At 68.7% G+C, this 16,400-nt stretch carries 17 protein-coding genes; 9 read left to right on the forward strand and 8 right to left on the reverse strand.

The features are described from left to right. Window positions 1-62: 62 nt before the first annotated feature. Together ON19_RS29740 and ON19_RS29745 are read right to left on the reverse strand one after the other, a co-directional pair. Window positions 63-869, reverse strand: coding sequence for an ArsR/SmtB family transcription factor (locus tag ON19_RS29740; RefSeq protein WP_043700132.1), 807 nt, complete (start codon window positions 867-869; stop codon window positions 63-65). Window positions 870-1,038: 169 nt separating this feature from the next. Further along, entirely contained in the window at window positions 1,039-1,914 is an 876-nt protein-coding gene (locus tag ON19_RS29745) for an NAD(P)-dependent oxidoreductase (RefSeq protein ID WP_043700178.1), read from the reverse strand. 144 nt (window positions 1,915-2,058) lie between these two features. Between ON19_RS29745 and ON19_RS29750 the strand changes: the two genes are divergently transcribed. Continuing rightward, window positions 2,059-2,409: a winged helix-turn-helix transcriptional regulator gene (locus ON19_RS29750; RefSeq protein ID WP_043700135.1), complete on the forward strand. Its 351-nt coding sequence runs from the start codon at window positions 2,059-2,061 to the stop codon at window positions 2,407-2,409. Here ON19_RS29750 and ON19_RS29755 read toward each other — a convergent pair. Further along, a complete protein-coding gene (locus ON19_RS29755) occupies window positions 2,406-3,530 on the reverse strand; it encodes a glycerate kinase (protein ID WP_043700181.1) in 1,125 nt (374 codons plus the stop codon). The genes ON19_RS29750 and ON19_RS29755 overlap by 4 nt on opposite strands. A gap of 412 nt (window positions 3,531-3,942) precedes the next feature. Further along, a complete protein-coding gene (locus ON19_RS29760; protein WP_043700137.1) occupies window positions 3,943-5,529 on the reverse strand; it encodes an alpha/beta fold hydrolase in 1,587 nt (528 codons plus the stop codon). 158 nt (window positions 5,530-5,687) lie between these two features. On the opposite strand from ON19_RS29760, the gene ON19_RS29765 reads away from it, so the two are divergent. Next, the gene (locus ON19_RS29765) at window positions 5,688-5,999 is read left to right on the forward strand and encodes a GNAT family N-acetyltransferase (RefSeq protein ID WP_043700140.1); all 312 of its coding nucleotides are present in this window, start codon (window positions 5,688-5,690) and stop codon (window positions 5,997-5,999) included. 4 nt (window positions 6,000-6,003) lie between these two features. On the opposite strand, the gene ON19_RS29770 is transcribed toward ON19_RS29765, so the two are convergent. After that, the gene (locus ON19_RS29770) at window positions 6,004-6,756 is read right to left on the reverse strand and encodes a lysophospholipid acyltransferase family protein (RefSeq protein WP_043700143.1); all 753 of its coding nucleotides are present in this window, start codon (window positions 6,754-6,756) and stop codon (window positions 6,004-6,006) included. Between the two features lie 138 nt (window positions 6,757-6,894). Here ON19_RS29770 and ON19_RS29775 point away from each other — a divergent pair, with 138 nt between their 5' ends. The 3 genes from ON19_RS29775 (at window position 6,895) to ON19_RS29785 (ending at window position 8,951) form a co-directional block, all read left to right on the forward strand. After that, on the forward strand, window positions 6,895-7,539 hold the full coding sequence (locus ON19_RS29775; protein ID WP_043700146.1) for a YqgE/AlgH family protein: 645 nt from the start codon (window positions 6,895-6,897) through the stop codon (window positions 7,537-7,539). Window positions 7,540-7,671: 132 nt separating this feature from the next. Continuing rightward, window positions 7,672-8,211 (forward strand): sigma-70 family RNA polymerase sigma factor, encoded by a 540-nt coding sequence (locus tag ON19_RS29780; RefSeq protein WP_227954518.1) that lies wholly within the window; start codon window positions 7,672-7,674, stop codon window positions 8,209-8,211. Beyond that, complete coding sequence (locus tag ON19_RS29785) at window positions 8,208-8,951, forward strand: anti-sigma factor family protein (RefSeq protein ID WP_043700149.1); 744 nt, start codon at window positions 8,208-8,210, stop codon at window positions 8,949-8,951. Before ON19_RS29780 ends, ON19_RS29785 begins: the two co-directional genes overlap by 4 nt. Window positions 8,952-9,005: 54 nt before the next feature. Here the strand turns inward: ON19_RS29785 and ON19_RS29790 are convergent, their stop codons facing one another. The 3 genes from ON19_RS29790 to ON19_RS29800 all read right to left on the reverse strand — a co-directional run bounded on the left by ON19_RS29790 (window position 9,006) and on the right by ON19_RS29800 (window position 11,388). After that, the gene (locus tag ON19_RS29790; protein WP_043700151.1) at window positions 9,006-9,776 is read right to left on the reverse strand and encodes an ABC transporter permease; all 771 of its coding nucleotides are present in this window, start codon (window positions 9,774-9,776) and stop codon (window positions 9,006-9,008) included. Then, the gene (locus ON19_RS29795) at window positions 9,773-10,744 is read right to left on the reverse strand and encodes a daunorubicin resistance protein DrrA family ABC transporter ATP-binding protein (protein WP_043700153.1); all 972 of its coding nucleotides are present in this window, start codon (window positions 10,742-10,744) and stop codon (window positions 9,773-9,775) included. The genes ON19_RS29790 and ON19_RS29795 overlap by 4 nt, the downstream gene beginning before the upstream one ends. Before the next feature lie 113 nt (window positions 10,745-10,857). Then, the gene (locus tag ON19_RS29800; RefSeq protein ID WP_043700155.1) at window positions 10,858-11,388 is read right to left on the reverse strand and encodes an EXLDI protein; all 531 of its coding nucleotides are present in this window, start codon (window positions 11,386-11,388) and stop codon (window positions 10,858-10,860) included. Between the two features lie 136 nt (window positions 11,389-11,524). Between ON19_RS29800 and ON19_RS29805 the strand changes: the two genes are divergently transcribed. The 4 genes from ON19_RS29805 to ON19_RS29820 all read left to right on the forward strand — a co-directional run bounded on the left by ON19_RS29805 (window position 11,525) and on the right by ON19_RS29820 (window position 16,026). Continuing rightward, the gene (locus ON19_RS29805; protein ID WP_043700157.1) at window positions 11,525-13,213 is read left to right on the forward strand and encodes a thiamine pyrophosphate-binding protein; all 1,689 of its coding nucleotides are present in this window, start codon (window positions 11,525-11,527) and stop codon (window positions 13,211-13,213) included. 56 nt (window positions 13,214-13,269) lie between these two features. Beyond that, on the forward strand, window positions 13,270-13,929 hold the full coding sequence (locus ON19_RS29810; protein ID WP_043700187.1) for an SRPBCC family protein: 660 nt from the start codon (window positions 13,270-13,272) through the stop codon (window positions 13,927-13,929). A gap of 19 nt (window positions 13,930-13,948) precedes the next feature. Then, window positions 13,949-14,983 (forward strand): 3-oxoacyl-ACP synthase III family protein, encoded by a 1,035-nt coding sequence (locus tag ON19_RS29815; protein WP_043700190.1) that lies wholly within the window; start codon window positions 13,949-13,951, stop codon window positions 14,981-14,983. A gap of 125 nt (window positions 14,984-15,108) precedes the next feature. Further along, complete coding sequence (locus ON19_RS29820; protein ID WP_372478709.1) at window positions 15,109-16,026, forward strand: aminotransferase class I/II-fold pyridoxal phosphate-dependent enzyme; 918 nt, start codon at window positions 15,109-15,111, stop codon at window positions 16,024-16,026. Window positions 16,027-16,400 lie beyond the last annotated feature (374 nt).

Consider the following 16,400-nt stretch of genomic DNA (forward strand, 5'->3'; position numbering starts at 1 on the left):
CATGATCAACGGCACATGGTTGCGGCATTTCGCGAGTGAGCCCCTCCACCATGTGCCGTTGATCATGAGTTCACGGCGGTAGCCGGGTCCGGCAACGGCTGTCCGGTCTCGAGGAGCGTTTTGAGGTTGGAGAGGATGCTGGGCCAGCCGCCGCTGATGCCTTGCAGGACCTGGCTGCCGGGATCGAAGCCGTCGTGCACGACCGTGAGTTCGACGATCTCGCCTTGCGGCTCGATCTCGAACGTCACCTTCGATCGCGGTTCGCGCGCCCAAGCCGCGACGTCGTCGGGGTCCATCTCGAAAGTCGCGGCGAAGGCGGGGTCGAAGGTGTGCCAGGTGTAGGAGAGGCGGCGGTAGGGCTCGGCTTCGAGGACGACTTGTTCGGGGTCCTTGCTGGTCCAGCCCTGCTGATGCCAGATCATTTCGGAGCCCGGACGCCAATCCGTGTCGAAGCCGGCCCCCCAGTAGCGATTGGTGAACGCCGGATCGGTCAGCGCCTGCCACAGCTTCTCGGCAGTAGTCCTGATGTAGGTCGTGTAGACGAATGCGTTGTCGCCCATGGGTTCTTCCTCCAGTGCTCGCTTCAGGTCGGCGAGTGCGTTCACCCGCTCGCGGTCGTACCGGTTGATCCAGCGTTCGGCGATGGCGTTGATCGGCTCGGCATTGAGGTAGTGCAGTTTTTCCCGGCCGCTGCGCCGGGTGGTGATGAGGTTGGCCGCCTCCAGTACCGCGAGATGCTTGCTCACCGACTGGCGGGCCATCGCCAGCCCGGCGCACAACTCGCGCAGCGTCTGCCCGTTGCGGGCGTTCAGGCTGTCCAGCAACCGCCGCCTGCTCGGGTCGGCCAGTGCTCGAAACACCTCGTCCATCGCCTACCTTCCCAACATGCAGCCTTACAGCTGCCTATCTCCACAATAGGCAGCCACGCAGCTGCATATCAACCCCTGAAATCGAACCGACCTCGCAAAGCCGGTCGGTTCCGCACCTGCGTGCGAGGAACCGACCGGCTCTGCGAGGTCGGACTGCGGGGATCGGAGGTCAGCGGTTGCGAAGGAGGGCGTAGGTGGAAACGGGCGTCCCGGCCTCCTCGCTGGCGGCGATGGCTTTACGCCAGAGCGCCTGGGCGGCGTGCGAGAGAACGGCGTCGACGCCGACTTCCTCACTCGCGTCGATGACGTGCTGCGCGCCCGCGTCCATCATCTTCAGGCTGGCCAGCGAAGCCCAGCCGCCGTTCTGGTTGGCCACCGAGAACTCCTCCATGAAGTAGGGGAAGGCGGCGGCCGAGCGGATCGCGAACGGCACGAACGCGGCGATGTCGTGACCGGCGCCGTCGATCATCGCGGTGGCCTGGTCGAAGGCGAGCAACCAAGGATGGAAGATGGTCAGCAGCCCCTGGTAGAAAACCTGCGCCAAACCGTCGTCTTCGCCGAGGTATTCCTGCGGGCTCAACGGTCGCAGCAGCTCGGCGTGCGCGTCGAAGACCTCGCGGGGACCGCTGTAGAAGATGTAGGACGCCGGGTGCGCGATATTGTCCCCCGCCGACATGACGCCGCCGGAAAGGAACTGGGCGCCGTGCGAGCGAACCCACTCCGCGCCCTTGCGCGCCTTCTCCGGCGAATCGGAGGACAGATTCGCGATCACCTTGCCCTTCAGATGGCCGGTCGCCTCGCCGAGCACCTGGTACATGGCCGCGTAGTGGGTGAGGCTGAGTACCGTGACCTCGTTGGCGTCGAGCGCGTCGGCGACGGTCGTGGCGCGCTTTGCGCCGAGTTCGACCATGGCGTCGACCTTCTCGGGGCTGCGGTTCCACACCGTCACCTCGACGCCGGCTTCCAGGAAGGCCCGGACCATCGCCTGGCCCATCGGCCCCAGGCCGACGACGGAGACAGCACGGGCGGTGGTCTGCTCGGACATGATGGGTCCCTTCGGTTCTCGTTCGATATTGGGGTCGGCGCCGGAATCCATCGTCGTTCTCGCAGGTAGAGTCGGGAAGACCGAACGTCGAGGTGCGGTTGCTTACCTCGAGGTTCGAAACGAGGTCAAAGGAGCGCGGTGGGCATGAACAGTGACGCGGATCACGATGTCTGTGGCATGACGGTCGCTATCGATGTCGTCGGCGGCAAGTGGAAGATGCACCTGATGTGGGTGCTCGGCACCGGCCCCCAGCGCTTCGGCCAGATCCGCAGGCTGCTCGACGGAGTCAGCGAGAAGGTTCTCGCCGAGAACCTGCGCCAGCTGGAGTCCAGCGGCGTGGTGCACCGCGAGGTCTATCCCGAGGTCCCGCCCCGGGTCGAGTACTCGCTCACGCCGCTCGGCGAGGAGCTGGCCGTGGCGCTGCGTCCGCTCGAGGAATGGGGCGATCGGCACCGGCACGAACTGGCCGCGAACCTTTTGGCGTCGGCGAGCTAACCCAACCACTCGGCGGCGATTCGCGCGCCCACCCGCTCGAGCAGCGTCGCCGCCTGCGCCATCGAGCGTTCCGGGTCGGGTTCGAGCTCGGCGAGCGCATAGCTGTCCGCGAAGCCCGCGGCCCGGATCTCGTCGGGCGCGAGCAACGTGCGGCCCGCCACCGCCACCACGGGCACATCCGCCTTGCGAGCCGCCGCGCATACGCCGATCGGCGCCTTGCCGTGCAGGCTCTGCCGATCGAGTGAACCTTCGCCGGTGACCAGGAGGGTGGCGTTCCCGAGCAGGGCGGGAAAATCGAGCAATTCGAGCACGACCTCGATACCGCTGCGCACCCGCGCGCCCAGCACGGCGAGCGCGCCGAACCCGGTACCGCCCGCCGCGCCCGCGCCGGGGTGCCGCGCGAACTCGGGGCCGACGAGTTCCGCCCAGGTCGCGAGCGCGGATTCGAGGACGCCGACTTCGGTGGGCCCCGCACCCTTCTGCGGCGCATACACCGCCGCCGCGCCGGTCGGCCCGAGCAGCGGATTGTCGACGTCGCAGGCCAGCGTGAACCTCGTACCGGCGACACCCGGGTGCAGCGCCGAACGGTCCAGTCGCGCAGCGCGGGCCAGAACCGTTCCGCCGCGCGGCAACTCCTGCCCCTCGGCATCCGAAACGCGGACGCCGAGTGCCTGCAACATGCCCGCGCCCCCGTCGGTGGAGGCGCTGCCGCCCAGGCCGAGCACGATCTCGGTGACCCCGTGGTCCATCGCGTGCGCCAGCACGACCCCGAGCCCGAACGTGCTCGCGTGCAACGGATCGAGTTGCCCCACCGGCAGGATCGCCAAGCCGACGACGGCGGCCAGTTCGACGACCGCGGTCGCACCGTACCGGGCATACGACGTGCGGCGCGGCACGCCGGTCGGTCCAGGAGCGGTCAGTTCCACGCGCGTCCAACCGGCCGCGACGAACGCCTCGACCGTACCGTCCCCACCATCGGCGACCGGCACCTGCCGGATCTCGGCCTCCGGTGCGCTCCGCCGCAATCCCGCCGCCAGAGCCGCCGCCACTTCCGGCGCGGCGAGCGACCCCTTGAACTTGTCCGGAGCGAGGATCACTCGCGCAGTGGATTCCCGCGTCATCCCCACATTGTCGGCCGCGACCGGACCCGCCGCACCACGACACCGCCGCCACAAGCCGCCGTCATGGAAGCCGCTGACCTCCGGCGACCGCGGACTCCACACGAAGCCTCACGAGGCGGGGCACGAGCGACCGAACAGGAACGCCGAATCCGCTGACCGGCGGCGCGAACTTCGGGGTCCGGCCGCGCCCTGCGCAAACGCCTCCGGCACGGGACGCCGGCGCGACGCGACTTTGCGCTGCGGCGCCGCCCGACCTCGTCACAGCACGAGACCGGCGCGACCCGACCTTGCCCTACGGCGCCGCCCGACCTCGTCACAGCACGAGACCGGCGCGATCGCGGCCGGGCGCGCGGCTGTTTTCGGATAGCGACGCGGGCACCGTGAATTCCGGCCGACGCCGCGTGCGGGACGTTCAGCTCGCGGGCAGTGGAGCCTGGGCGGCCTGGGTGATCGCGACCTTTCCGGTCCGCAGGTAGGTGACCACGGCCTCGTCCACCGCCGGGTTGCCGCGACCGAACGTGCCGTGGTCGCCGCCCTCGACGACGACCAGCGCGCCGCCCAGCGCCGCGGCCATGGCGGGACCGCCCTCGTACTTGGTCAGCGCGTCGTGGCGGCTCTGCAGAACCAACGGCGGCGTGCGCAGCCCGGCGCCGGTGATCGGCACCGGCTTCGTCACGGGCTTCCACGTCCCACACGCCATTCCGGAGCGCACCAGGTCGGCCCGTGCGTCCATGGCGTTGCCGCCGGAGGCGATGGTGCCGACCGCGGCGCCGAGCAGCTCCGGTCTGCCTGCCACGGCGTTCTCGTTGCAGGTGATGGCGCTGAACACGAAACGTCCGGTGGGATCGGTCGAGGTCGCGCCCTCGATGGTCCGCAGGCGCTGCACGTTCGCCGGATCGGCGGCGGCGTCGGCCATCGCGCGGGCGAAGGTGGGCCAGAAGGCGCGGGTGTAGGTGGCCACGGTGGTCGCGCCGAGCAACGGCACCTGCGCGGAGACGCCGCCGCTCACCAAGGTGCGCAACAGGTTCTGCACTTTGCCGAGTTGCTCGACGCTGCCGGTGTAGCCGTCCCGCGCGATCTCGGCCAGCGGCTCGGGCAGCGCGCCGGGCAGGTCGGCGAGGCTGGCGGGCGGTGGGGTCAGGTTGGCGTACCAGCCGCCACCCTGGGCGGCCGCCAGCCGGACCCAGTTGCGATAGACCTGCAGGGCGGTGTCGCCGAGGTGGTATTCGTCGTCGTGTTCGGCGATCCAGGTGAACAGATCGTCCAAGCGCTGTTTGCCCGCGACCTGCTGCTGAGCGAATTCCTCGGTCCACACCCAGTCCGGGTTGACGTTGGAGTCCAGGATCATTCGGTCCACCCGGTCACCGAACAGCGCCGCGTACACCGCGCCGAGGTAGGTGCCGTAGGACGTGCCGAGGTAACCGATCCGCTCCAGACCGAGCGCGGCGCGCACCGCGTCGAGGTCGCGCGCGGTGTTCTCGGTGGTGATGGTGTCCAGGTAACCGGGCTGCGCCGCGTCACAGGCCTTCTTGATCTCGTCGCGGTTACCGCCGCCCAACGAGACCTGTTGCCCCTCCTGGTTCTTCCTGCTCCCGCATTCCAGCGGTGTCGCCCAGCGCAATCCACGCGGCTGGACGGCGATGCGGTCGTAATGCTCGGCGAGCGCCGCGGGGAACACCTCCACCCGGCGCGCCCAGAAGTCCAGAGCGTCCGCACCGGGGCCGCCGGGGTTGGCGAACAGGACACCCTCCCGCTCGCCCGTCGCCGCGATCCGGCTGACGGTCAACTCGATCTCGGTGCTGTTCGGGTCGGCGTAGTTCATGGGCACGCTGACCACGGCGCACTGCACACCCCGATCGGCGGGCACGGCACTCTCGGGACACTTACCGAAGGCGACTCCCGGGGCGGCGTCCGCGACGCCGGTGACGATCGATCCCCCCAGCAGGCCCACGGCGACGACAGTGGCCGCGACCCGCGAAACCCGCAGTGTCCTCATCATGTTCCGTACCTCCCCGAGCCTGCCCGCTCGCGCGCGACGACGGACCCGACCAAGAGCATTCTGCGCAGACCCGCCGGGACAGACAAGTCGGTGGCGGGATTCCGCCCCGCCCGGTGTGTGATTTACCGGGACAACGGCGCACAGAGTAGCGTCGAGCCATGGCGACCGAGGTCAGCAACAACACCGCACTGGAACGCTTCGAGATCTACGTCGACGGTGCGATCGCCGGTTACGCCGAATACCAGGACACAGCCTCCGAGCGCGCGTTCGTGCACACCGAGATCTACCCGCGGTACGAGGGCCAGGGCTATGCGCGGCTCCTGGTGGAGACCGCGCTCAACAGCACTCGCGACGACAAGCTCGGCGCGCTGCCCATGTGCCGGACGGTCCATCACTTCATCGAGACCCGTCCCGAATACCTCGAGATGGTGCCGCACTGGGCGCGCGACCGGCTGAATCTGCCGCAGTAGCCGTTCAGTACGCCGCGACGGCGGCGTCGAGCGCTTTCTGCAGATCGGTGCGCACCAGCCGGGCGATGTCGCCGGGCCGGGGCGGCAGCTCGAGCACGGGGACACCGAAGTGGAAACTCGCCCCTTTGGCCTCCTCCTTCGTTGCCCGCACCGTTCGCGGTCCGTAGCTCAGCGCCATGGAGACCAGCACGGGTTCCGCGCCGAGCTTCATCGCGCGGAACGCGATGTGCCCGATGCCGCTGCCCACCGCCTGCACGCGGGCCGGGTCCACGTCGTTGCAGGTGCCCTCGGGGAAGACCGCGATGCCGTCGCCGCGGGCCATCCGCTCCGCGCAGACGTCCATCATGCGCTGGCCGGCCGCGTTCACCGCGCGGATGCCGTGGTCCTTGCCGCGGAACACCGGGATGCCGCCCATCATGTCGATCTTGCGCCGCTGGTCGGGATCGACGAACAGCTCGTCCTTGGCCAGCACGCGCACCCGGCCGATCACCCGCCGTAGTCCGCTGCGCCACGCGGCCGCGGCCACGGTGTAGGGATCGCTCTCGGAGAGATGATTGATCGCGAGCAGCAGCGGCCTGCCCTGCGCGACCACCGCGCGGAGCGCTTCGCGGGCGCCATCGGCGTAGGTGACGCGCGGGTGGTAGCGGCGGCCGAGAATGGCGTAAGCCCCCCATGCCTTCAGGCGGTTCTGGCGATGATCGCGGTAGAAGTCGTACACGGTGTCGCTGTTCTCGAGGCGCACCTCGGGCGGTTCCATGACCTGGACTCTACGAGGTCGCGCCGGTAGCGCAACGGGGCCTCCGGTGTCCGGTGCGCGCTGCGGCTCGGCAAATCCGGAACACGGAAGTGAGCCGCAGAAGGCGCATTGTGAGCGAACAGCTGCGATGATGTCGGAGTGGCACGCGCAGAAGACCCGGACGATCGGAAGACTCGCGGCGGGCACGGCGACCGCAGGCGACGCGATTTCCGGCACGGCGAACAGGTGGTTCGTGCCGGGACGCTGCTGGTGTCGGCCACCGAATTGGTCGAACCGACCTTCCGGCGCACCGTCGTCTACATCATCGAGCACAACGAGGCGGGCAGTCTCGGCGTCGTGCTCAACCGCCCGAGCGACACGGCCGTGCACGAGGTGCTGCCCCGCTGGACCGACGCCGTCGCGGCGCCTCGCACGCTGTTCATCGGCGGCCCGGTGAAACGGGACGCGGCGCTGTGCCTGGGCACCGTCCGGGTGGGCGCGCGGATCGAGGGCGTACCGGGGCTGCGCCGCATCGACGGACGCGTCGTCCTGGTCGATCTGGACGCCGACCCCGAGCGGGTCGCTCCGCTCGTCGAGGGCATCCGTGTCTTCGCGGGCTACGCGGGCTGGACCTTCGGGCAACTGGAGGGGGAGCTGGAGAACAACGACTGGATCGTGCTGTCGGCCCTGCCGTCCGACCCGATCAGCACGGGCCGTCCCGACCTGTGGGCGCACGTGCTGCGCCGCCAGCCGCTCCCGCTGTCCCTGCTCGCGACACACCCGATTGAACTCGAACGCAACTGAGACCGTGTACTCCTCGAAGGGACCGAAGGAGACACGACATGAGACACGACAACTGAACCGGCGCGAGCATGGGTGAATCATCGGGTACGCCCACCGACCGGCCCCGCAATTCGAGCGGAGAGGTATCCAGTTGTGCGCAAGATACGCGGCGAGACGGGCCAGCCCGACGACCAATCCGACGAATTGATGCGGGCTCTCTATCGCGAACACGCCACCCCGCTGTGGCGGTACACGCTCGGCCTGGTTCGGGACCGGGGCCGGGCAGAGGACATCGTGCAGGAAACATTGCTGCGGGCCTGGCAACGCCCGAACGTCTTGGATCAGTCCACCACGTCGGCGCGGGCGTGGTTGTTCACCGTGGCGCGCAATCTCGCCGTGGATGAGCACCGCAGCGCCCGCAGCAGGCGCGAGTTCCGCACCGACAGCCCGCCCGAACGGGCGACCCCGGACCAGTCCGACCGCGCGCTGGACGGCTGGCTGGTCGCCGACGCCCTCGGCAGGCTCAGCGCCGACCACCGCGAGGTGATCGTGCGGGCCTACTACCGGGGACTGTCCACCCAGCAGATCGCCGACGAACTCGATGTCCCGGCGGGCACGGTGAAATCCCGGATGCACTACGGTATGCGCGCATTGCGCCTGGCACTACAGGAGATGGGGGTGACGAACCAATGACGGATATCACCGACGACTACACCACGTGGGACGCGGCGTACGTGCTCGGCTCCCTCACCCGCGACGAGCGCCTCCGGTACGAGAGCCACCTCGCGGGCTGCCCCGACTGCCGGGCCGCTGTGGCCGAACTCGCGGGCCTGCCGGGCATGCTCGCCCTGGTGGAGACCGACATCGCGACCGCGATGATCGAGCCGCCCGCGCAAGCGGGCGAGTTCGCGGCGGAATCGGCTCCACCGCCGATGCCTTCGCTTCCGCCACCACCGCGGCTCGCCGACGCGGCCGAACGACGCCGCCGCCGCAGCGGGTGGACGTCGGTCGGCATCGCGGTGGCCTCGGCCGCGGCCGCTGCGGCGATAGCGGTGCCGATCGCCGTCTCGCTGTCCGGGTCGGACGACTCACCGGAGCCGGGCACCAGCGAGCAGGCGTTCGTCGAACGTCAGATGACTCCGCTGGAACCGACGCCGGTGTCGGCGAGCTTCAAACTGCTCCCGGAGGGTGATCGCACGCGGCTCGTGATGTCCTGCAGCTATCCCCCGGGGGAGCAGTTGCGCTACAACTGGGACCTCGCGCTGTACGTCACCAGCACCAGCGGCCAGCAGCAGAAACTCGACGAGTGGCCCGCGGGCCCCGGCACCGAGCTGACCATCGACCGGACCATCGACGGCACGCCCGACCAGGTCCGCTCGGTCGAGATCCGCGCGGCGAACACCGGGAAGGTGCTGCTCACCGGCACGATCTGAGCGATCGGACGATCCCCCGCCGGGCACTGCCCCGCGGGGGATCGCTTGCGACGTTCAGCGCGCTTGCCGCCGGAAGATCGAGGACGACCACAGGTACCCGACCACCGTGAGGCCGGCGCACCAGGCGAGCGAGATGACGCCGTTGTTGCCGATCTCGGTGCCCATCAGCAAACCGCGAATGGTCTCGGTGAACGGCGTGAAGGGCTGGTACTCGGCGAACTGGCGCAACCCGGCGGGCATGGTGTCGGTGCCGACCAGGCCGCTGCCGAGGAACGGCAGCATCACCAGCGGGAAGGGAGTGTTGCTCGCGCTCTCCGGGTTCGGCGCGAGCAGGCCGAGCGCCACCGACAGCCAGGTGAGCGCGAACATCACCAGCGCGAGCAGACCGAAGACGGCGAGCCACTCGGCCGGGTTCGCATTCGGGCGGAAGCCGATGAGCATTGCGACGCCGGTCATCCCGGCGATGCCGAGTAGCGCTTGGATCAGCGCGCCGACCACGTGCCCGGTCAGCATGGCCGACTGTGTGATGTCCATGGTGCGGAACCGGTTCACGATGCCCTTGGTCGCGTCGGTGGCGACCGACACCGCGACCGAGACCGTCATGTACGCCGGAATCATCAACAACATGCCGGGCGCGAGGTAGTCGATGTAGTTACCACCGGAAGACTTCTCCAGCGCGCCGCCGAAGACGAAGTTGAACACCAGCATCAGCACCGTGGGCATCAGGATGACGCCGAAGGTCATGCTCGGATAGCGCTTGGCGTGTAAGAGATTGCGCCGCAGCATGGTCGCCGAATCGGCGAGCGCGTAGGACATGGTGCTCATCGCACGGTTTCCTTTTCGGTGGTGGGGTGTCCGGTCAGGGTCAGGAAGACGTCATCGAGGTTGGGGGTGTGCACGGAGAGGCCCTCGACCTCGATCTGCTCATAGTCGAGCCGATCCAGCACGGCGCGCAGCGATTTCACGCCGCCGTCGCTCGGCACCGCGAGGGTGAGCTTCTCCTCGTCGTCCGGCGGCCCGGCGACGGCGCCGAGCGCGTCGGCCGCCGCGGTCAGGGCGGCACGATCGGCGAACTCCAGTCGGATGTGCCCGCCCGGCACCAGCCGCTTCAGTTCCGCCGCGGTGCCTTCGGCGACGATCTTCCCGCGGTCGAGTACCGCGATGCGATCGGCGAGCTGGTCGGCCTCCTCCAGGTACTGGGTGGTGAGGAAGACCGTGACGCGGTAGTCGTCGACCAGCCCGCGAATGATCTTCCAGATCGCGCGCCTGCTGCGCGGGTCGAGGCCGGTGGTCGGCTCGTCGAGGAAGATGATGCGCGGATCGCCGACCAGCGTCATGGCCAGATCGAGCCGCCTGGTCATGCCTCCGGAGTAGGTGGATGCCGTCTTGTCCGCCGCGTCGACCAGGTCGAACCGCTCCAGCAGATCCGCTGCCAGCCTGCGGCTCTCGCGCCGCGGCAGGTGGTGCAGATCGGCCATCAGCAGGAGGTTCTCGCGGCCGGTGAGCAGTTCGTCGACGGCGGAGAACTGCCCGGTCACCCCGATCTGCGCGCGTACCTGCTCGCGCTCCGCGCCGAGATCGTGACCGCCGACGCGGATCTCGCCCGCGTCGGGATGAATCAGCGTGGTCAGGATCTGCACGGTGGTGGTCTTGCCCGCGCCGTTCGGCCCGAGCAGCGAGAAGACGGTGCCCTCCGCGACGGTGAGGTCTATCCCGTCGAGCACCAGCTGCTCACCGAACGATTTACGCAGGCCCTGTACCGAGACGGCGGGCGTGCGATGGCCGTTGACCATGGGTTTTCCTTTCTGAACTACATATCAATATGCGAATATGGGCATGTGTAATCCACACCGCCCCCAGGGGTGCGATGCCAGACGGATTTCGGTTGTCGCGCCGAGCGCGGCGGTTAGATGTCCAGGTCCTCGATCTTCGGCCCCTCGGCCAAGTCGGCCACCCGTCGATAGAGCTTGTCGGGCAGCTGCCCCTTCAACTCGTCGAGGGAATCCACCACGACGAAGATGAAGTCACCCCAGTCCTGCTGCCCGACGCCGAGCAGGCGGCGCCAGCTCTTCGGATCCTTCCAATCCTTGAGCCAACTCGAACCCGCGTCGGCGGGATATTCGTCCCAGTTCGAATACTGGGCGTGCATCACGTACTTGCCCTTGCGACTGCGATACACCTTGACGTGTTCGATCCGCGTATCGTTGACGTCGTGCCATTCCCCGAGCAGGGTGCCGGAGAAGCGCACCTGCCGCACACCGTCACGACCGACATTGAGCACAATCTCGTCGTGGCCCTCCAGTCGGCCCTCTTCGAGTTCGATGAACCGGCGCAGCGCCGTGACCACCGCCCCCGAGAGGTTGCCGCCGACCAGTTCCTGCGCGCGCTGGAAAAGCGGCAGATCGTCGTCGGCTACATAGATCGTCTTGTTGGGCATGGTTCCGACTATACGTAGATGTATACGTACACGCAACACCTAGGGTGAATCTTTAGCCACCCTTGAACCGTTTGACGGCCGACGACGTATATCACAGGTGTACGCAGTCGAATTTCGTCAGCGGAAGGGAGGGCCGATGCGGACTCGGGCCGTGGACTATCTGGTGCGAGCGGTTTCGGCACTGGGGGTGCGACACATCTTCGGAGTGGACGGCGCCAACATCGAGGACCTCTACGACGCGATCTTCGACGCGCCGGACCACGTGACCGGGGTGGTCGCCAAACACGAGTTCTCCGCGGCCACCATGGCCGACGGCTACGCCCGTACCACCGGCGGACTCGGCGTGGTCGCGGCGACCTCGGGCGGTGGCGCGATGAATCTGGTCGCCGGACTTGCCGAATCTTTCGCTTCGCGGGTGCCGGTCCTCGCACTGGTCGGGCAGCCCCCGACCCTCCTGGAGGGCAACGGCGCGTTCCAGGACACCAGCGGACGCGCGGGCGCCATCGATGCCGTCCGCCTGTTCGGCGCGGTCAGCACCTATTGCGCACGGGTGGAAAACGCCGCCGACCTGCCGGATCGCCTCGACAGGGCGGTGTCCGCCGCCCGGCGCGGCGGCCCGGCGGTACTGCTGCTGCCCAAAGACGTCCAGCAGGCCGATCTGGGCGACGTCGCGCCGTTGCGTCCGACTCCGGGAAGGCATGGGTCCGACCAGGCCGCGATCGCCCGCGTTCGCGCCGTGCTCAGCACCGCACGGCACACCGGAAAGATCGTGATCATCGCGGGCGATCAGGTCGCGCGCGACGACGCGCGCGACGAGCTGGCTCGCCTGGCCACCGCACTGAACGCCGCCGTGGGCGTCGCGCCGGACGCGAAGGACACCTACGACAACACCGATCCGGGCTTCTGCGGTGTCGCGGGCACCATGGGTCACCCCGAACTGGCCGCGGCCATCCGGTCCTCGGCCCTGTGCCTGCTGGTCGGCACCCGATTGCCGGTGCCCACCCGCGCCGGCTTGGAGACTTCGCTGGCCGACCGCACGGTGGCGAGCATCGGCGTGGCGCCGCCCTACCTGCCCACCATCCACGCGACCAGTACCGATCTGTCGCGGACACTCGCCGACCTCGCCGACGCACTGGATGACGGCCGCACCGGATCCGAACACGTCCCTGCGGCGCAACCACCGACTTCCCTGCGCGTGCCCGCCTCCTCCGGTCCGGGTCTGCGCTACCGGGATGTCGTCGAGACGATCGATGCCGCCTTGCCGGAAGGCACCGATGTCTTCGCCGACGCGGGCAATACCGGCGCGGCCGTCGTGCACCATCTCCGGGTCCCACGGGACGGGCGGTTCGTGGTCGCGCTCGGCATGGGCGGGATGGGTTACGCGTTCGGCGCGGGCATCGGGTCAGCGTTCGCGCGGCACGCGAGAACAGATGGCGTGCGACGCACGGTCGTCATCGCCGGTGACGGCGCGTTCTATATGCACGGGATGGAGTTGCACACCGCGATCGAGCATGCCCTGCCGGTCACCTTCGTCGTGCTGAACAACAACGCGCATGCCATGTGCGTGACCAGGGAGCAGCTGTACTACCGGGATCGCTACAGCTTCAACCGATTCCGTCCGGCGCACCTGGGCTCGGGCATCGCCGCGATGTTCCCCGGCCTGCCCGCGTTCTCGGTGCACACCGTGGGCGATCTCGGCGCCGCGCTGCGCCACTGCCTGGAAACCGAAGGGCCGTCGTTCCTTTCGATCGAATGCGACCCCGACGAGATCCCCCCGTTCCTGCCGTTCCTGACCACCGTCGAGCAATCCCGGAATCCCAGATGAACACCCGCTTCGCCGGCAACGGTGCCGCGCCCATGCCTGCCAAGAGGAGTATCACCATGACCACGAGTTCCCTCCCTGCCCTCGGCGACATTCCGGAAGGAGGGTTGCCGGGCGTGCTCCGCATCGAGAACTCCGATATCGAAGCGACCGAGCCGATCATCATCGACAGGCTGCGGTCGGTGTATCCGCACGACCAGATCTACGGCGAATACTGTCCGGTGCAGGGGTATATCAATGCGCCGCCGCGCGAAGTCTACGAATACCTCGCCGATCCCCGGTCGATGGAGGAGTGGACCTACGGCCTGCGCGAATTCGTCGAGACCGACGAGCCCGGACTCTGGCTGGCCTACGACCGGCTGGGCGCGGATACCAAGATCTACACCCGCACCGTCGTGAATCCGGACGCTATGACGGTCGACTACCACTGCGCGTGGGACCAGTCGAAGCACCTGTGGATGATCTACCTGCTGCGCGTGATCGATGCGCAAGTGGTGTTCGACAAGCCGGGTTCGGTGGTGCTGTGGGTGAACTGCAAGCACCCCTTCTACGACAAGAACCCCTATCCCGAGACCGCGCCGCCGCAGCGGCCGGAGTGGGTCGGCGACTTCTGGGAGATGTTCTCGGCGGGTCACCAGCTGGAGATGGACAACCTCAAGGCCATCTGCGAGTACCGGGCCGCGCACGGCCTGCCCGTCAAGCCCGACTGGATGAAGTGAGAAGCAAGTGATCACCCCGATGCACCCGAACATTCCCGGCCTGCCGCAGGTCTCCCTCGTCGACGTGGCCTCTTACCTGCCCGGCGAACCGGTCGGCACCGAATACTTCACCCAGTTCTCCCGCTCGGACCGGATGGCGAAGAACGTCATGTTCCGCGCGCCCAAGGGCCGCTACCACGTGGCGCGCGAGGAGACCGCGGTGGACATGGTCGAACGCGCCGTCGCCCCGCTGATCGAGCGCAACGGCGCCGACGCGATCGCCGAAGTCGACGTTCTCATCACCCACACCCAACTGCCGGATAATCCGGTGCTCGGCTGCGGGCCCGAGGTGGCGCGACGGCTCGGCATCCGTCCCACGTTCGTCTACGACGTGCACAACGGCGGGTGCGCGGCGTTCGTGCACATGATGGCGATGGCCCGCATGATCCTGCAGACCACCGCCGCCCGCACCGCGCTGATCGCGGCCACCCAGAACTGCGCGGGACCGGTGTTCACCCAGACCGAGATCCGCAAGCTGGCCCAAGCGCCGGTGCCGGGCGACGGCTGCGGCGTGGGACTGCTCCGCAAGGACGACAGCGCGCCGATTCTCGACCTCGAATGCCGCACCTATCCCGAATTCGCCGGAGACATGGACTTTTCCACTCGCGGCGAGCGCAAGTACTGGGAGCCGGGCGAGGGCCAAGCGTGCGTCAGCTTCACCGAGTCCAAGGTCAGCAAGGTGTTCGCCCGCGGCAACCGGCTGGTTCCGGAAGTGGCCCTCGCGGTGTGCGATCGGATCGGCGTGCGGGGACGCGACGTCGACACGTTCGTCACCAACCAGCCGAACCGGCTGTTCCTGCGCAACTGGCACGACGCGCTGGAGTTGCCGCCCGAGCGGCACCCGGACACCTTCGACTCCTGCGGGAATCTGTTCGCCGCCGGTATCCCGGTGACCCTGGACGTGGAGAACCGGGCGGGACGGCTGCCCAACGGATCGCTGGTCCTGATGGCGGCGTTCGCGCACGCGGGCGACTTCGCGGGCGCGGCCGCCGTCCGCTGGGGGGCCGCGCGATGAGTGTGCTCGTCGACGGCACCCGGCCCTCCCGCCGGCTCCAGGCGCCCCGGGTGCCGCCCCGGTTCGACCTCACCCTGAGCGAGAATCCGTTCCCGCCGCTGCCTTCGGTGCTGCGGGCCGTGCACATGACGCTGGCTCACGCCAACCGGTATCCGGAGTTCCTGCCGCGTCGGCTGCCGTCACTGATCGCTCGGCATGTGGGTGTGCGGGCGGATCAGGTGGTGGTCGGCTCGGGGGCGACCGGCGTGGCATTGCAGATCATGCAGACGCTGGCCACGCCGGGAGCGGAGATCGTCTACAGCGCGCCGACGTTCGACGGGTACCCGATCATGGCCGAGATGACCGGGCTCGAAGCCGTGCCGGTGCCGCTGGGCACCGCGGGCAACCAGGATCTGCGGGCGATGCGCCGCGCCATCGACCGGCGCACCGCACTGGTCGTGGTGTGCCGTCCGCACAATCCCACCGGAACGGTGATCACGGCGGAGGAGTTGAAGGCGTTCCTGTCCGACATGCCCGCCCGGATTCCGGTGATCCTCGATGAGGCGTACGTCGAATTCCTCGGCGCCGCCGAGTGCGTCGACCCGCTGGCACTCATCGCGAAGCACCCGAACCTGCTGATCCTGCGTACCTTCTCGAAGGCGTACGGCTTGGCCGGGCTGCGGATCGGTTACGCCTTCGGCAGGCCCGAGCTGATCGCGCGGGTGGGCAAACTGCAACTGCCGTTCGGGCTGAGCGCGGCGGCGGTGGCCGCGGTCACCGCCTCCTACGCCGCCCAACCCGAACTCGCCGCACGGACCCTGCGCATCACCGAGGCGCGCGACGCGCTCCGCGGCGCACTGGTGGCTCGCGGATTCGCGGTGCCGGAAAGCCGCGCCAACTTCCTCTACGTTCCCGGGCCCGGCACGACCACAGCCCTACGCCGCGCGGGCATCGCCGCGAAGTCCTATCCCGACGGCAGCGCCCGGATCGCCGTCGGCGACCCGTCCGCCGACAATGCGGTCCTCCAGGCGCTCACCTCGGGTCCGGCTATCGGAACGTCATAACCGCAGCTCCGCTCAACAGGCGGGCGGCCATCGGGGGTTTCGGTCGACATATCTCGATCCGGCAGTCCGGTACCGGAAGCACGAGGGCGGCGATGTCGCCGCGCACCAGGGCGGCCCGCTGAGTGAGCGGACACCCACGAGCAGCGGGCCTCGGGTTGCCTCGTTCGGGGCGCGGCGGCACTTGTGAACGTCGCGGTCAGCAGCCCGACCGACACGATTGCGGCACGCGACCCATGGCCGCGGCCCCTGGCCTGCGGCACGTGGTGGCCCCTGACCCGCAGCACGTGGCCCGTGGCACGCAGCACTCGGTCCGTGGCCCCTGGCCCGTGGCACGCGGTCCGTGGCCCCTGGCCCGTGGCACGCGGTCCGTGGCC

The sequence above is a fragment of the Nocardia abscessus NBRC 100374 genome, from assembly GCF_000308455.1.
GTDB classification, from domain to species: domain Bacteria; phylum Actinomycetota; class Actinomycetes; order Mycobacteriales; family Mycobacteriaceae; genus Nocardia; species Nocardia abscessus.

Bases quoted from the DNA above. Each gene is read 5' to 3' on its own strand.
- ON19_RS29740 (WP_043700132.1), bottom strand. From the start codon at position 869: ATGGACGAGGTGTTTCGAGCACTGGCCGACCCGAGCAGGCGGCGGTTG.
- ON19_RS29745 (WP_043700178.1), bottom strand. From the start codon at position 1,914: ATGTCCGAGCAGACCACCGCCCGTGCTGTCTCCGTCGTCGGCCTGGGG.
- ON19_RS29750 (WP_043700135.1), top strand. From the start codon at position 2,059: ATGAACAGTGACGCGGATCACGATGTCTGTGGCATGACGGTCGCTATC.
- ON19_RS29755 (WP_043700181.1), bottom strand. From the start codon at position 3,530: ATGACGCGGGAATCCACTGCGCGAGTGATCCTCGCTCCGGACAAGTTC.
- ON19_RS29760 (WP_043700137.1), bottom strand. From the start codon at position 5,529: ATGATGAGGACACTGCGGGTTTCGCGGGTCGCGGCCACTGTCGTCGCC.
- ON19_RS29765 (WP_043700140.1), top strand. From the start codon at position 5,688: ATGGCGACCGAGGTCAGCAACAACACCGCACTGGAACGCTTCGAGATC.
- ON19_RS29770 (WP_043700143.1), bottom strand. From the start codon at position 6,756: ATGGAACCGCCCGAGGTGCGCCTCGAGAACAGCGACACCGTGTACGAC.
- ON19_RS29785 (WP_043700149.1), top strand. From the start codon at position 8,208: ATGACGGATATCACCGACGACTACACCACGTGGGACGCGGCGTACGTG.
- ON19_RS29790 (WP_043700151.1), bottom strand. From the start codon at position 9,776: ATGAGCACCATGTCCTACGCGCTCGCCGATTCGGCGACCATGCTGCGG.
- ON19_RS29795 (WP_043700153.1), bottom strand. From the start codon at position 10,744: ATGGTCAACGGCCATCGCACGCCCGCCGTCTCGGTACAGGGCCTGCGT.
- ON19_RS29800 (WP_043700155.1), bottom strand. From the start codon at position 11,388: ATGCCCAACAAGACGATCTATGTAGCCGACGACGATCTGCCGCTTTTC.
- ON19_RS29805 (WP_043700157.1), top strand. From the start codon at position 11,525: ATGCGGACTCGGGCCGTGGACTATCTGGTGCGAGCGGTTTCGGCACTG.
- ON19_RS29810 (WP_043700187.1), top strand. From the start codon at position 13,270: ATGACCACGAGTTCCCTCCCTGCCCTCGGCGACATTCCGGAAGGAGGG.
- ON19_RS29815 (WP_043700190.1), top strand. From the start codon at position 13,949: ATGCACCCGAACATTCCCGGCCTGCCGCAGGTCTCCCTCGTCGACGTG.
- ON19_RS29820 (WP_372478709.1), top strand. From the start codon at position 15,109: ATGACGCTGGCTCACGCCAACCGGTATCCGGAGTTCCTGCCGCGTCGG.